Source organism: Lysinibacillus sp. NPDC097231 (assembly GCF_044761885.1).
Classification (GTDB): Bacteria; Bacillota; Bacilli; order Bacillales_A; family Planococcaceae; genus Lysinibacillus.
In genome coordinates this window covers 16,465-29,674 of sequence record NZ_JBIWDH010000001.1, presented here as the reverse complement: position 1 = coordinate 29,674, position 13,210 = coordinate 16,465, and the positions used below count along the sequence as shown (strand labels likewise).

General features: G+C 38.0%; 17 protein-coding genes and 1 pseudogene. 10 read left to right on the top strand and 8 right to left on the bottom strand.

The annotated features are described in order from the left end of the window. Nucleotides 1-62 precede the first annotated feature (62 nt). Nucleotides 63-281: a YneF family protein gene (locus ACIQXF_RS00185; RefSeq protein ID WP_402777414.1), complete on the top strand. Its 219-nt coding sequence runs from the start codon at nt 63-65 to the stop codon at nt 279-281. A gap of 198 nt (nt 282-479) precedes the next feature. Continuing rightward, the gene (locus tag ACIQXF_RS00180; RefSeq protein WP_402777411.1) at nt 480-968 is read left to right on the top strand and encodes an S-ribosylhomocysteine lyase; all 489 of its coding nucleotides are present in this window, start codon (nt 480-482) and stop codon (nt 966-968) included. Nucleotides 969-1,265: 297 nt separating this feature from the next. On the opposite strand, the gene ACIQXF_RS00175 is transcribed toward ACIQXF_RS00180, so the two are convergent. Then, nucleotides 1,266-2,237: an alpha/beta hydrolase gene (locus ACIQXF_RS00175; RefSeq protein WP_402777408.1), complete on the bottom strand. Its 972-nt coding sequence runs from the start codon at nt 2,235-2,237 to the stop codon at nt 1,266-1,268. Between the two features lie 499 nt (nt 2,238-2,736). On the opposite strand from ACIQXF_RS00175, the gene ACIQXF_RS00170 reads away from it, so the two are divergent. Beyond that, nucleotides 2,737-3,921: an acetyl-CoA C-acetyltransferase gene (locus ACIQXF_RS00170; RefSeq protein ID WP_402777405.1), complete on the top strand. Its 1,185-nt coding sequence runs from the start codon at nt 2,737-2,739 to the stop codon at nt 3,919-3,921. 23 nt (nt 3,922-3,944) lie between these two features. Further along, on the top strand, nt 3,945-4,214 hold the full coding sequence (locus ACIQXF_RS00165; protein WP_402777402.1) for a YqkE family protein: 270 nt from the start codon (nt 3,945-3,947) through the stop codon (nt 4,212-4,214). A gap of 57 nt (nt 4,215-4,271) precedes the next feature. Here ACIQXF_RS00165 and ACIQXF_RS00160 read toward each other — a convergent pair whose 3' ends face one another. Continuing rightward, complete coding sequence (locus tag ACIQXF_RS00160) at nt 4,272-4,724, bottom strand: Fic family protein (RefSeq protein WP_402777399.1); 453 nt, start codon at nt 4,722-4,724, stop codon at nt 4,272-4,274. Continuing rightward, a complete protein-coding gene (locus tag ACIQXF_RS00155) occupies nt 4,708-4,884 on the bottom strand; it encodes a Zn-dependent hydrolase (RefSeq protein ID WP_337991185.1) in 177 nt (58 codons plus the stop codon). Before ACIQXF_RS00155 ends, ACIQXF_RS00160 begins: the two co-directional genes overlap by 17 nt. 550 nt (nt 4,885-5,434) lie before the next feature. On the opposite strand from ACIQXF_RS00155, the gene ACIQXF_RS00145 reads away from it, so the two are divergent. Next, a complete protein-coding gene (locus tag ACIQXF_RS00145; protein WP_402777393.1) occupies nt 5,435-5,881 on the top strand; it encodes a GNAT family N-acetyltransferase in 447 nt (148 codons plus the stop codon). 338 nt (nt 5,882-6,219) lie between these two features. Here ACIQXF_RS00145 and ACIQXF_RS00140 read toward each other — a convergent pair whose 3' ends face one another. The 5 genes and pseudogenes from ACIQXF_RS00140 to ACIQXF_RS00120 form a co-directional block, all read right to left on the bottom strand. After that, entirely contained in the window at nt 6,220-6,705 is a 486-nt protein-coding gene (locus ACIQXF_RS00140) for a hypothetical protein (protein ID WP_402777390.1), read from the bottom strand. Nucleotides 6,706-6,740: 35 nt separating this feature from the next. Next, nucleotides 6,741-6,944 (bottom strand): annotated as a pseudogene (locus ACIQXF_RS00135) (DUF4879 domain-containing protein); the annotation flags it as partial. Nucleotides 6,945-7,179: 235 nt separating this feature from the next. Beyond that, on the bottom strand, nt 7,180-7,323 hold the full coding sequence (locus ACIQXF_RS00130; RefSeq protein ID WP_402777388.1) for a hypothetical protein: 144 nt from the start codon (nt 7,321-7,323) through the stop codon (nt 7,180-7,182). Between the two features lie 213 nt (nt 7,324-7,536). Beyond that, nucleotides 7,537-8,031 carry a VanZ family protein gene (locus ACIQXF_RS00125; protein ID WP_402777385.1) on the bottom strand — a complete coding sequence of 165 codons (495 nt, stop codon included), beginning with the start codon at nt 8,029-8,031 and terminating at the stop codon, nt 7,537-7,539. Beyond that, nucleotides 8,028-8,927 (bottom strand): aldo/keto reductase, encoded by a 900-nt coding sequence (locus tag ACIQXF_RS00120; RefSeq protein ID WP_402777382.1) that lies wholly within the window; start codon nt 8,925-8,927, stop codon nt 8,028-8,030. The genes ACIQXF_RS00125 and ACIQXF_RS00120 overlap by 4 nt, the downstream gene beginning before the upstream one ends. A 76-nt stretch (nt 8,928-9,003) precedes the next feature. Between ACIQXF_RS00120 and ACIQXF_RS00115 the strand changes: the two genes are divergently transcribed. The 5 genes from ACIQXF_RS00115 to deoB all read left to right on the top strand — a co-directional run bounded on the left by ACIQXF_RS00115 (nt 9,004) and on the right by deoB (nt 13,209). Further along, nucleotides 9,004-9,540: an NUDIX domain-containing protein gene (locus ACIQXF_RS00115; RefSeq protein ID WP_402777379.1), complete on the top strand. Its 537-nt coding sequence runs from the start codon at nt 9,004-9,006 to the stop codon at nt 9,538-9,540. Nucleotides 9,541-9,613: 73 nt separating this feature from the next. Then, nucleotides 9,614-10,126 (top strand): hypothetical protein, encoded by a 513-nt coding sequence (locus ACIQXF_RS00110; RefSeq protein ID WP_402777376.1) that lies wholly within the window; start codon nt 9,614-9,616, stop codon nt 10,124-10,126. A 124-nt stretch (nt 10,127-10,250) separates the two neighbouring features. After that, nucleotides 10,251-10,715: a ferric iron uptake transcriptional regulator gene (gene fur / locus ACIQXF_RS00105; RefSeq protein WP_004232171.1), complete on the top strand. Its 465-nt coding sequence runs from the start codon at nt 10,251-10,253 to the stop codon at nt 10,713-10,715. A gap of 320 nt (nt 10,716-11,035) precedes the next feature. Next, nucleotides 11,036-11,938: a site-specific tyrosine recombinase XerD gene (gene xerD / locus ACIQXF_RS00100; protein WP_402777373.1), complete on the top strand. Its 903-nt coding sequence runs from the start codon at nt 11,036-11,038 to the stop codon at nt 11,936-11,938. An 89-nt stretch (nt 11,939-12,027) separates the two neighbouring features. Beyond that, a complete protein-coding gene (deoB, locus tag ACIQXF_RS00095) occupies nt 12,028-13,209 on the top strand; it encodes a phosphopentomutase (RefSeq protein ID WP_402777370.1) in 1,182 nt (393 codons plus the stop codon). The last annotated feature ends 1 nt before the right edge of the window (nt 13,210 follow it).

The following is a 13,210-nucleotide window of genomic DNA, read 5'->3' as shown; positions in this document are numbered from 1 at the left end:
GGTGTATAATGGAGCGTGGAGAGTTTTTTCTCGGTATATTGTAGTGGAGGAGGTTGGCAAGATTGCAAACTTGGATTTGGATTATTATCGTAATTATTGCGTTAGCAGCGGGTGCGGCACTTGGTTTCTATTTCGCTCGTCAAGCTATGATGAAATATTTAAAAGAGAACCCACCAATTAATGAGCAAATGATTCGTATGATGATGGCACAAATGGGTCGTACACCGTCTGAAAAGCAAGTACGTCAAATGATGGCACAAATGAATAAATTCCAAAAATAATAGGAATTTTTAAAGAGCAACTAGTCCAAGCATGGCTAGTTGTTTTTTTATCTTCATTCAGCGAATGTATACTGTGCGAAAGCGAAGCGACAGCAACAATTATTACGCCAAAGTGAAATTGATTTAACGCATCATTTAAATAATTCTTAAAAATCATACAATTCTATCGGAAAACTCGTTATAATGGAATTATTCTATATGAAGGAGTTGTGTGCATTGCAGAAAGAAAAAACAAATGTTGAAAGTTTTGATTTAGATCATACGAAAGTGAAAGCTCCGTATGTTCGACTAGCAGGTGTTAAGACGGGGAAAAACGGCGATGAAGTGTACAAATATGATATTCGTTTTAAACAGCCAAATAAAGAGCATATGGAAATGCCTGCATTACATTCCTTAGAGCATTTATCGGCCGACATTATTCGCAATTACTCTGATCATATTGTTGATTTCAGTCCAATGGGCTGTCAAACAGGCTTCTATGTATCGCTTATTAATCACAATGATTATGAGGATTTATTAAATATTTTAGAAAAGACATTTACGGATGTTACAAAGGCAACAGTAGTGCCTGCATGTAATGTAGTGCAATGTGGCTGGGCAGCAAGTCATAGCCTAGAAGGTGCACAAGCGTTAGCCAAAGAATTTTTAGCGAAACGTGATGAATGGCATATCGTTTTCGCAGAATAAAAATTTTAAAAACCTTGCGTGAATAAATGAACGGCACTCCAATCGTTAGACAGCATCTAACAATTGGAGATGCAGTTCAGATTGCAAGGTTTTTCGTTGTGTCTGTGAGAATTATGCCGCTTTGTTTTCACACAGATACATTGTTAAAGATTCGTTTTATCACTATAAATTAAAATGACATGCTATGTGAATTGGGTGATTTCCGTTCCGACTGGACGCCCCCAGGAAAGCACCCAGTCGGAACGGAAATCACCCCTAGCTTTGCTGAAGAGCTATATTTTAGTTTTTTCATTTGTATTAAAAATGAAAAGGAATGACATTAGATGAGGAAGAATCACGATTAATTTTTTGATAGATGAAACTTTCTAAAAAGTCATGGATTAAATCCTCGTATTCGACCATATTTTCATTAAAGGACTGTGCATGAGCACCATGATCAAACAGCTTCAATTTTTTGGAGCCATCCTTTTTATTATATAAATCCAGTGACATGGAAGCTGGGATAAAGCTATCAGGAATACTATGGATAAAGAGCACTGGCTTGTTAATATTGGTTACAGCCTGAGCTGGTGTTACACTTTTGAAGGAATAACCGTCTCGCAAGCGAACAAAAAAATCTGCAAAACGAATGGGGATAATGGAGCCGTATTTAAATTCGGTTTTTGCAATTTGTTTAAGCAGCATTGAAAAATCAGAAAAGGCACAATCAGAAATATAAAAATCAGCACCGTCCTCGATAGTTCCTGCATATAGTAACATTGTTGCGGCACCCATCGATTCACCGTGAATACCAAGAATAGCGTCTTCACCAATCATTGCCTTTACAGTTTTCACAACTGCATCGAGGTCGTTTTTTTCATAATAGCCATAGCTAGTTGTTTTCCCACCTGTCTCCCCATGTCTACGATGATCAAAAATAACGGAATTATAGCCAAGCCGCTCAAATAGTCGAGCATATTTGACAGAGTTGATTTTATTTTCTGTTACTCCATGACAAATAATGATTGTATTATTTGTTTCTAATGGTTGAAACATAATACCTCGAATCGTATAGCCATTGGGAGAGTCGATATTTAATTCGCATTTTAAATTTTTATTGTACCAAGTTTCGTCAAAACGTTTAGCAGTGGTTTCGCGTTCACGAACAAATTCAGGATCCTTTTGCTGAATGTACATTAATTTATTGGAAAGCGCAAAGCCAAACAGACCAGTTGCAGCTGCGGCAAGCGTCGTCGTTATACCTGAAAATATAAGCATTTTCTTTTTCATTGTAAACACCTCCACATCCTGTTTCTTTTGTTGTCTAGGCACACACCTTTTGGTGAATGCTCTTTTCTTACTTGTAATGTTCCCAACTGAGATTGTTTAAAACACGTCAACATTTTACATTATCTTTGGCAAAACTGCGATTATTTCTTTTATCTTCATTCAGTAGAAGATTCCCACCTCAATAGTGGTGTGATGAATGAGGTACTGGTTCCTTTTCGGTGGGTGTCCAAACACCTACTGAAATAGATGAACTCAGTCTAAGAACACCACGTCCTGTGGCAACGACTGAGTGACCAACATCACGTTGGCCTAAAGCCTCCGGCGGATGTCACGGATTTTGAAAGGAATAAATTGTGCGGGCACAATTCAAAATCCGGACGCAATTACGCTAAAGCGAAATTGATCGAAAATCGTCAAAATATTTGTTAAAATATACATATCTGCTAGTAGCATATGCATGCAGTGTTCATTTTTGAACGGGGAAAAGGGGAGAATGTTTATGACGAAAGAGGTAGTAATAGTAAGTGCTGTACGTACAGCTATTGGTTCATTCCAAGGAACATTAAAGGACGTACCTGCGACAAAATTAGGAAGCATTGTTATTAAAGAAGCATTAGGACGTGCTGGTGTAGCAGGTGAACAAGTCGACGAGGTCATTATGGGGAATGTTTTATCGGCTGGGCTTGGTCAAAATCCAGCTCGTCAAGCGGCGATTGCAGCAGGCTTACCACATGAAGTATCGGCATTAACGATTAATAAGGTATGTGGCTCTGGCTTAAAAGCCGTTCACCTTGCGACACAAGCCATTTTAGCAGGGGATGCGGATATTATCGTAGCAGGCGGCTTTGAAAATATGAGTCAAGCACCGTATGTATTACAAAATGCACGAGAAGGCTTCCGTATGGGGGATCAAAAGGTAGTTGATACGATGATTCGTGACGGATTGTGGTGTGCATTTAATGATTATCATATGGGCATCACTGCAGAAAATTTATGTGACGCCTATGAGATTTCACGAGAAGAACAGGATGCCTTTGCCGCGCGTTCACAGCAACGTGCAGAAGCAGCGATTGCAGCAGGAAAGTTTAATGATGAAATTGTAGCTGTAGAAATCCCTCAGCGTAAGGGAGAACCGATTGTTTTCAATAAAGATGAATTCCCTCGCGAAGGCGTGACAGCTGAGTCTTTATCAAAGCTACGTCCAGCTTTTAAAAAGGATGGTTCAGTGACAGCAGCAAACGCATCAGGTATTAACGATGGCGCAGCAGCTGTTGTTGTGATGTCGAAAGAAAAAGCTGCAGAGCTAGGCATTCAACCAATGGCACAAATTACAGCAAATGCTAGCGCTGGTGTTGATCCAGCCATTATGGGAACTGGTCCTGTAACAGCAGTAAAAAAAGCATTAGCAAAAGCCGATGTGACGTTAGAAAATATAGAGTTAATTGAAGCAAATGAAGCGTTTGCAGCGCAATCTATTGCTGTAGATCGCGAACTAGGCTTTAATCATGATAAACTAAATGTGAACGGGGGAGCAATTGCTCTTGGTCACCCTATTGGTGCAAGTGGTGCACGTATTTTAGTAACGCTTTTACATGAGATGGAAAAACGTGATGCTAAAACTGGTCTTGCAACACTATGTATCGGTGGTGGACAAGGGGTCGCAACAATTGTCAAACGCCCTTGAAGTCAATAAGAAGGTGAAAAGCAATGGGAAAGAAACGAAAACAGCAACAACAACGCGTAGATGCTGGCGTGACAGCTAGTCTACCGAAGCAAGAGGCAGTTACATTAGCTGACCAACTAGGTGGTGATGTGCTTGCCAAATTAAAAGCTGCCAAGCAAGACTTAACAGCGAAAGAGCAGGCCGCTGAAGAAGAGCGCCAAGCGAAACTAGCATTTGAGCGCAAGCAGCGTGAAAAAAACAAAACGTTTGAAGAACTATTAAACGAATACGGCGATAAAGGCTCAAAATTCTAAAGTGAAACAGTGAATCTAAATGCGGATTCACTGTTTTTATGTTTTATCGGACTTTGATTAGATAAATTCTATAGTATAAAAAAATAACTTTTCTAGTAGTTCTGTATTGGTAACAGATTGGATCATCGCGTTTAAATAAGTTTCTTTATCCACATTTGTAAAGTTCCAATTAACACCTTTAGATTGTGCATATGCTTGTACAAAAATACGAATAGTACGGCCGTTTCCCTCTCGAAAAGGATGTAACATATTCAATTCAGATTTGTAATATGCCAATCTACTTGCAGTTTGATTAATTGTAGTCCATGCGGGTTCATTATTTAATTGATAAAACAATTCATCGGCATAGGAATTAATAAATTGAAATTTATATGTTCCTTGCTCAATTTGTGCGGCTCTTAGAGAAAAAACAAATGCTTCTGCTAATTCAAGACTTTTGTAATCAGTAATGTCCAGAAGATTTGTTTTTAAAAGGAAGTCATCATTAAGTTTTTTATTGTACTTTTCCATTATTCAGAACTTCCTTAATAATGGTCGGTGAAATTTGTATACCAGAATTAACGATTTCAAGTACTTTTTTCTGAAGTGTTGGAGTTAGTGATAAATTTTCAAATTGTAAATTTTTAAGTACACGATTAAATTCAGGAGAGTTTAATTGGATTTGTTTCATTTTAAATTGCTCCCTTCTCTTACTTCTTATTATAAGCTGTTGTGACGACTTCGACAATCAAACACTTTCGCAACAGAGGTAAAGCGCCATTAAAGTGAATAAAAAGGTGAATGCAATGGGGAAGAAACGAAAACAGCAGTAACGCGTGGATAGTAGCGTAACAGCTTGTCTACCAAAACAGGAGGCAGTTACATTAGCCGAACAAATAAGCGGTGACGTGCTTGCCAAAGCGGCAAAGCAAGCCCTTTGAGCGCAAGCAGCGTGAAAAAAACAAAACGTTTGAAGAACTATTAAACGAATACGGCGATAAAGGCTCAAAATTCTAAAAGAAAACAGTGAATCCAATTGCGGGTGCACTGTTTCTATGTTTATATGCTTCATTTTTTAAGTTTACATATTATTCCTTGGATGATACTATTAATCATCTTTAAATATAAGGAGAAAAATATATTATTCTTTATTTTAAGAATTTTAAAATGGGGGACGCTGCCAATAACATATATCTCATATAGTTTATCTTTTATATAAACATTATGATAGGAGAACAAAAATGTTTGAATTAATCACTGAAAGATTAAGGTTAATCCCATTGAACGCTAAGTATTTAAAATTATTCATCGATCAAGAGGATACTTTGGAAAAAGATTTGTCATTATGTAATTCAGAGGTTTTTCTTGATGCGGAACTTAAACAAGCTTTGTCGTTTAGACTCTCAAAATTATTAGCAGATGAACAAAATTATATTTGGCATACGAACTGGTTAATCGTGTCACAAGAAAAAAACTGCCCTGTTGGTGGCATTATGGTAAAAGGTCTACCAAATGAAAACGGAGAAGTAGTAATCGGATATTATACCTTTCCACAATATCAGGGAAATGGATACATGACAGAAACGGTTAGATTCTTAAAAGATTGGTTACTTCGTCAGCCTAAAGTTAAGTATGTGATTGCAGATACTGATCAATTACGCCTTGGCGTAATTGCGTCCGGATTTTGAATTGTGCTCGCACAATTCATTCCTTTGAAAATCCGTGACATCCGCCGGAGGCTTTATCTTCATTCAGTAGGTGTTTGGACACCCACTGAAAAAGTAATCAAAATAGCATTCATATCACCATCTATAGAGGTGGGAGTCTTCTGCTGAATGAAGATAAAAGTAATATTGCCTCACATCGGGTGTTAGAAAAGATTCTAGTTTTATTCAGCTTTCAAATTTTCGCCAGTTACATTTGGACTTGTAGATATAAAAGAATGTATTTCTTGCTTTCCTTGGATGGAATAAAAAAACTCAGCCATGCCAAAAAGAAAAAAGAGCAGCACTCGCTGCTCTCATTTTTAACGCGATAATCGCTCTAAAATCTCAAGAACCTTTGTATTTCTTTGATAACCAATTAAATTGCCATACTTAAAATTTTTCTGTGCCCTTGCTCCAAACTCCGCAATCCAATCTCTTTGTCCATTACTATTAGCAATCGTTTCATACATATCAAAATCAACCGGAATATATCCTGGAGCATGTCGTTTTAAAATGTTAGTAGATTTTTCATAATCGAATGTTAAAACGGCATGTTCTGTTAAAGATATCTCTCCTGCCTTATATAACGCATTGGATATTTCAACAATTTCTCCAAAAGTAGCATTTCTAACGTCATATTTATCGGAAAGTTCTTTGTAAACAGCAGAGGAATCCTTTTGTTTTGTATCTGTTTCTCCAACAAGAAATAAAGACCCCTCTACTTCTTCCGACTTCACATTCTTCACATTAGTATTTTTAGTATAATATGAGGTTAATTGATAAGAAGTAATAGAATTCACATTCATATAATCAACTACTTTCCGTCAAAACATATGACATTTTATTTAATAAAAATGGAATCAGACATTGTATTATTTGGGAAATTCGTCGAAGTGTTTTGGTAATTAAATGTACCACTGTCATTACCACTAGCATCCCACCAAATATACCATCCATCGACAATTGAATCGCCATTTAAGTCTATATCTTGGCTCATTTTTTGTTTCAAATTAACTCCAATAAATTTAGCGTATCTGATATGGTCATACCCATATTCCTCTCCTTTTTTCGGTTATCATGTTAATTATCGACAAAAAAGGTGTAATGTTTGGTATTTTTCCAATTTATTTCCCCTAACAAAAAGAGTAAGCAAAATTATTTCGAGGTAAGGGAGAGTGAGAGTAACAATTTGATATGCCAGTTTCACTAACCCTGTTTCATCGACTTTTGGTTTAATAATACTTTTGTTCATCTCCTAACAGGAATCACTTTATTAAGTTTCAATAAATCAAATTCAATAACTCTCCACCCTTCTTTATCGCTATTTCTATAAGCGTTAGGGAATTTACCTGACCGCAACGTTTAATAGTTTCTTCGTGTTTACCTAATAAGTTAGCCACTTCTTTTACTTTATTTTCTTTCAAGCTATTGCCTCTCAACGGGATGTATGTTCTGTTTTGCTACAACATTTAATTGCTGTAAATATTTACTTACTCACGGTAGTTGTGGTAGTGAATGGGTTTATTTAGAGGTCTAACAAACAAAAAAGTACACCACTATATAAGTGATGTACTAATTATTTAATACAATGTGTGACATTAAAGACAATCTCTTGATATTACTGTTTTATAATACATTCACTTGTCTTTCATTTTATAGAGTAGAGCCCTTTGTCTTTTAGTTAAAAATTTTCTCACCAACACGACAACCCCAACAAAAACAATCGCGCCAGCTGTATCCAACATAACATCCTGACCATTCATCATGCGTCCAGGTGTAAAGCTTTGACGAAACTCATCAAGCATTGCAATAAGAGCTGTTCCAGCAATAGCGACAATTGCTGCGAAACGACGTTTTCCCCATACAAAATATATAGCAAGTGCAATACAACCGAATCCAACAAAATGCGTTAATTTCCGAACTAAAAATTCTACAAATTTAAAGTAACCACGTTCTTCCACAGAAGCAACTGTGTCCCAATAAGGAATTTTTAAGACCGATAATTGCTTTTCAAAAGGTTTATTTGCTAATATTTGCTCTAATTTCGGAACAATTGTTTGCTGTTCATAGGTCATGCTAGAGGAAATAGCAAGCACTACTAAAAATACAAGTAGTATAAGCCATTTTTTCATCGGTGTTCCATGTATTGTTCGTCTTTGGTTAGTTCATTTGCAGCTTTAAAATCTGTTATCGAATCTATTTTTTCATAGGCAGCGAGTGTTTGTGCAAGCTGTTCCTGTGAGCTTGCACCGATCACAGTTGAGGCTATAGAAGGTTCCTTTAAATTAAAGGCAATTGCTAGTGCATGTAAATCATCATAATGTGCGGCTAAACCTGTTAATGTTGTTGTTAGAACGTCCGCTGTATATGTGTTAAAGCTATTAACGCGCTGTAAACGTTCTTTCCAGCTACTTGTTAGTAAACCCTTTGCAACAGTACCACGTGTTACAACAGAAGCGCCCTCGCTGGCAATAAAGTCGAGCCATTCCTCTGGACGACGATCTAAAGCGCTATATTGCATCATGACACTTTTGGCTGAACCTGCTGGTAAAAAACGCTTTAGCACATTTGGACGAATCGAGGAAATACCGTATTCTCTAAGCAGTCCATCTTTTTTCAAGCCTTCAAATGTGTCGATAATTCCGTCCCAGTCATCCTGGATGGTACCACCATGTAGCTGATAGACATCAATATAGTCCGTCTTTAAACGTTTCAGACTAGCATGAACGGCTTCCTTTATATAGGAAGGGGATGCATCCCAATACCAGCCGTCTACACCTTCCGTCCATCGATTACCCACCTTTGTAGCTACAATAACATCCTGACGACGCTTCCCTAATATAGCTCCAATAATTTCTTCATTTGCCCCAAAGTCATATAAATCGGCTGTATCGATATAATTAATGCCGGCATCTAGGGCTATATCGACAATATTGGCCGCCCTATTCTTATCTGTCGAAAGAGACATGCCCCCTAAACTAATTTCTGAAATAAACAATTCACTTGAGCCAAGCTGTCTTTTTTTCATGTAAGTGACCTCCTTCGATTTCTCTACTTGTAATGGTACAATGAACATATCTGAAGAACAAGCGAGGTTTTAGTCAATGAAAAAGTTTGAAGAAAAAACGACAAAGACTACACCCATTTATGACGGGAAAATTGTGAAACTACAAATTGATGATGTCACTTTACCGAATGGTCATGTTGCCAAAAGAGAAATTATTAAGCATCCAGGTGCGGTAGCTGTTATTGCTGTTACGCATGATGACAAGCTTGTTTTGGTAGAACAGTATCGTAAAGCGCTAGAACGATCAATTATTGAAATTCCTGCTGGTAAGCTTGAACCTGGTGAAGAGCCAATTGATACAGCGCGTCGTGAGTTAGAGGAAGAAACGGGTTACGGTGCACAGAGCTTTACCTTTTTACAAACATTTGCAACATCCCCAGGCTTTGCAGATGAAGTCATTCATCTATTTGTGGCAAAAGATTTATATAAAATAGAAAACAAAGCAGACCTAGATGAGGATGAATTTGTCGAATTGTTAGAAGTTTCGTTGGAAGAGGCGGGGCAAATGGTTGCAGACGAGCGTATTTATGACGCCAAGACAGCGTTTGCTGTACTTTGGCTAGCCACACAATAAGAAAATAAACTTTAGCATAATAGAAGCGGACGAGCATAAGCTGTACAAACCTTGATAGAAAAGGAGCATGCTTATGTCTCGTACGGTGTCTATATTTTATCACGCTTCCATTATTGCTGTGAGTTTTGTTTGTGGTGTTATCTTATTTCATATTATTGGTGGGCATAATGCTGAGCCTTTTATTTTATTTATAGAACCTCGTTTAGCAGATGGGGACAGGCACTCCATATTTCGCTTAGTACTGCCTGTTGTTGTTTCGTTAGTTCTTGTGTTATTGCTAGCCACACATAGCGTCTTGAAGGTTTTAGTACGTGTCACGGTGGCGATGCGTGCAACCTTTTTTGGCTTTAGCTCGGTTTTTTTATTACAAAAACTTGAAGCTTTTTGGGTTTATACGATTTGGTGGTTTCCATTTCAGCTCATCTATTGTATATTGTTGCTAGTCCTATGCAATTTACTAGTACCCGCTTGGTCAAAGCGAAAAATCGGGAAAAGGGTATCTGGTCGGACAATTTTGTTGAATTTTATCACATTTTTCATCATAATAGTGGCTGAGTTTATTGTTATTTCTTATGTATTAAAATGATGAATATCATTCACGAAAATTAGCATCAGGTAAAAACATGCAAAAGCATACTTGAAATCTATTCACTATCTTGTAATAGGATTTACTCCTTTGGTATAATGGAATGAGTTTAGGGGGGCGTCACATGGAGAGCCGAATTGATCGTATAAAAAAACAGTTGCACAGTGCTAGTTATAAGCTGACGCCGCAGCGAGAAGCAACAGTTGCTGTACTGCTTGAGCACGAAGAAGACCACCTAAGTGCAGAAGATGTCTACCTTTTAGTAAAAGAAAAGGCACCTGAAATTGGTCTAGCTACTGTCTATAGAACGTTAGAGTTACTAACTGAGCTCAAAATTGTCGACAAAATCAACTTTGGCGATGGCGTATCGCGCTATGATTTACGCCAAGAGGGAGCTGCGCATTTCCACCATCATCTTGTTTGTATCGAATGTGGTGCGGTTGATGAAATTCAGGAAGATTTACTTGAAGATGTGGAAGCCGTTGTTGAAAAACGTTGGAACTTTATCATAAAGGATCACCGACTAACTTTCCACGGCATTTGCTGGCGCTGTCATGATAAAAACGACGAATCGAATGAAGAAAAATAACGAGAAGCTGTCTGTTTTAATCTTAAGTAAAGATTGAAATCGGGCAGTTTTTTGTTTTATTGGAATAAGACTTATTAGGACTAGGTATGTTGATTAGGAAAAAGGGTTTGTAATTGCTCAAAAAGGATTTCTTATTGATATTTTGCTTATAATGCCCATTTTCGGAGGGCTTCCGACTTCCGTGGGGCAAGCGAGTAGCCCGTAGTTGAAATCAACGTCTTTCTATAGATGGGGGAAATGGTTTTCTAACACTCCTGTTTTAGCACAATTCCAATTGCCGTGCTAAAATAGAGAATAATTTACAGTAAGGGGGCGTTGTGATGAATGAATTTCAATATGCAGTAGAGGATTATATTCATTTTATCCAAGTAGAACGGCAGTTATCCGATAATACATTAGCATCCTATCGCCGAGACTTAGAAAACTATGTAAACTTTTTACGGGAAGTAGAAGGAATGTCTGATTTTCGTAAAGTGGAAAGAACGACTATTTTACGTCATTTAGAGCAGTTACGTATGCAAGGAAAGACGAGTCGAACTGTTGCCCGCCATATCTCCTCTATTCGTAGTTTCCACCAATTTTTACTCCGAGAAAAGCGTGCAGAAACAGATCCGACAGTACATTTAGAAATGCCAACCATTGAGCAAAAGCTACCAAATATCCTCTCTCTTGAAGAAATCGAAGCTTTATTAGCGGCGCCAAATCGTAGTAAGCCACAGGGCATCCGTGACGTGGCAATGCTAGAGCTATTATACGGCTCAGGGATGCGTATTAGCGAGCTGATTGCCTTGGATTTAGCTGATATTCATCTAACAATGGGCTTTGTTCGTGTTTTTGGTAAGGGAGGCAAGGAGCGTATCATTCCTCTTGGCAAAAGTGCCCTTTCTGCATTAACCACATATTTAGATGGTGCTCGTAGTCAATTACAAGGGAAATACCCAAAAACAGATGCGTTTTTTATTAATCAAAGAGGAAAACGTTTAACAAGGCAAGGTTGTTGGAAATTAATGAAGGAGCATGCACTAAAGGCAGGCATCCAACATGAGTTAACACCTCATACACTTCGACATTCCTTTGCCACACATTTAGTGGAGAACGGTGCGGATTTACGAGCTGTACAGGAGATGCTTGGACATGCAGATATTTCTACAACACAGATTTATACGCATATTAGTAAAACACGATTATCTGAGGTTTATAAGCAATTTCATCCACGTGCTTAAGAAAGAAAATATAGTTCAGTCGGATGTCTGACCTTTATTTTTCGCTGTTTTTTGGTAAAATAAAGACATGAGATTAGGAGGCAACAATTATGAATAAACCATTTAAAAAAATCCATGTAGTAGTATTGGACTCAGTTGGAATTGGTGAAGCTCCAGATGCAGCGGACTTTGGTGATGTGGGTGCACACACATTAGGACATATCGCTGAAAAAATGAATGGGCTTACAATGCCTCATATGGAGTCATTCGGCTTAGCGAATATAGAACCACTTCAAGGTATGCAGGCAACTGAAACACCAAAAGCATACTACGGAAAAATGCAGGAAGCATCTGTTGGTAAAGATACGATGACCGGGCATTGGGAGATTATGGGGTTAAATATCGATAAACCATTTAAAGTGTATCCAGAAGGATTCCCAGCTGAGCTTATTGCAGAGCTTGAAAAACGTACTGGTCGTAAAGTGCTGTGCAATAAACCAGCTAGTGGTACACAAGTTATCGAGGACTTTGGCAAAGAGCATATGGAGACAGGAGCGATTATTGTCTATACATCTGCTGACCCTGTCTTACAAATTGCTGCACATGAAGAAATTATTCCACTAGAGGAACTGTACAAAATTTGTGAAATTGCTCGTGAGCTTACGTTACAACCGGAGTATTTAGTGGGCCGTGTTATTGCTCGTCCATTTATCGGTACACCAGGAAACTTCACACGTACATCTAATCGTCACGACTATGCGTTGAAGCCATTTGGCCGTACAACGATGAATGTGTTAAAGGATGCAGGCTTTGATGTAATAGCTATCGGAAAAATCTCTGATATTTTCAACGGTGAAGGTGTCACAGATGCAGTACGTACAAAAAACAATATGGATGGTATGGATAAATTTGCAGAGGTCGTACGTCGTGATTTCCACGGAATAAGTTTTTTAAACTTAGTAGACTTTGATGCGAATTTTGGGCATCGTCGTGACCCTCTAGGTTATGGGAACGCACTACAAGAATTTGACGCTCGACTACCAGAAATTACTGAGGCAATGACAGCAGATGATTTAATAATGATTACAGCAGACCACGGCAATGACCCAACATTCCATGGTACAGATCATACACGTGAATATGTACCGTTAATTATCTATTCACCACGCTTTAATGGTGGTAGTGAGCTAGCACTTCGTGAAACTTTTGCAGATATTGCAGCAACAGTTGCTGAAAACTTCAAAGTAGAAGCACCTGAGTTTGGTAAAAGCTTCTTAAATGATCTGAAGTAAG

What these genes read in the sequence shown, in the direction of transcription:
- ACIQXF_RS00155 (WP_337991185.1), bottom strand. Translation starts at nt 4,884, where the DNA reads ATGAAACAAATCCAATTAAACTCTCCTGAATTTAATCGTGTACTTAAA.
- ACIQXF_RS00170 (WP_402777405.1), top strand. Translation starts at nt 2,737, where the DNA reads ATGACGAAAGAGGTAGTAATAGTAAGTGCTGTACGTACAGCTATTGGT.
- ACIQXF_RS00175 (WP_402777408.1), bottom strand. Translation starts at nt 2,237, where the DNA reads ATGAAAAAGAAAATGCTTATATTTTCAGGTATAACGACGACGCTTGCC.
- fur (WP_004232171.1), top strand. Translation starts at nt 10,251, where the DNA reads ATGGAGAGCCGAATTGATCGTATAAAAAAACAGTTGCACAGTGCTAGT.
- ACIQXF_RS00165 (WP_402777402.1), top strand. Translation starts at nt 3,945, where the DNA reads ATGGGAAAGAAACGAAAACAGCAACAACAACGCGTAGATGCTGGCGTG.
- xerD (WP_402777373.1), top strand. Translation starts at nt 11,036, where the DNA reads ATGAATGAATTTCAATATGCAGTAGAGGATTATATTCATTTTATCCAA.
- ACIQXF_RS00115 (WP_402777379.1), top strand. Translation starts at nt 9,004, where the DNA reads ATGAAAAAGTTTGAAGAAAAAACGACAAAGACTACACCCATTTATGAC.
- deoB (WP_402777370.1), top strand. Translation starts at nt 12,028, where the DNA reads ATGAATAAACCATTTAAAAAAATCCATGTAGTAGTATTGGACTCAGTT.
- ACIQXF_RS00160 (WP_402777399.1), bottom strand. Translation starts at nt 4,724, where the DNA reads ATGGAAAAGTACAATAAAAAACTTAATGATGACTTCCTTTTAAAAACA.
- ACIQXF_RS00145 (WP_402777393.1), top strand. Translation starts at nt 5,435, where the DNA reads ATGTTTGAATTAATCACTGAAAGATTAAGGTTAATCCCATTGAACGCT.
- ACIQXF_RS00110 (WP_402777376.1), top strand. Translation starts at nt 9,614, where the DNA reads ATGTCTCGTACGGTGTCTATATTTTATCACGCTTCCATTATTGCTGTG.
- ACIQXF_RS00120 (WP_402777382.1), bottom strand. Translation starts at nt 8,927, where the DNA reads ATGAAAAAAAGACAGCTTGGCTCAAGTGAATTGTTTATTTCAGAAATT.
- ACIQXF_RS00180 (WP_402777411.1), top strand. Translation starts at nt 480, where the DNA reads ATGAAGGAGTTGTGTGCATTGCAGAAAGAAAAAACAAATGTTGAAAGT.
- ACIQXF_RS00125 (WP_402777385.1), bottom strand. Translation starts at nt 8,031, where the DNA reads ATGAAAAAATGGCTTATACTACTTGTATTTTTAGTAGTGCTTGCTATT.
- ACIQXF_RS00140 (WP_402777390.1), bottom strand. Translation starts at nt 6,705, where the DNA reads ATGAATGTGAATTCTATTACTTCTTATCAATTAACCTCATATTATACT.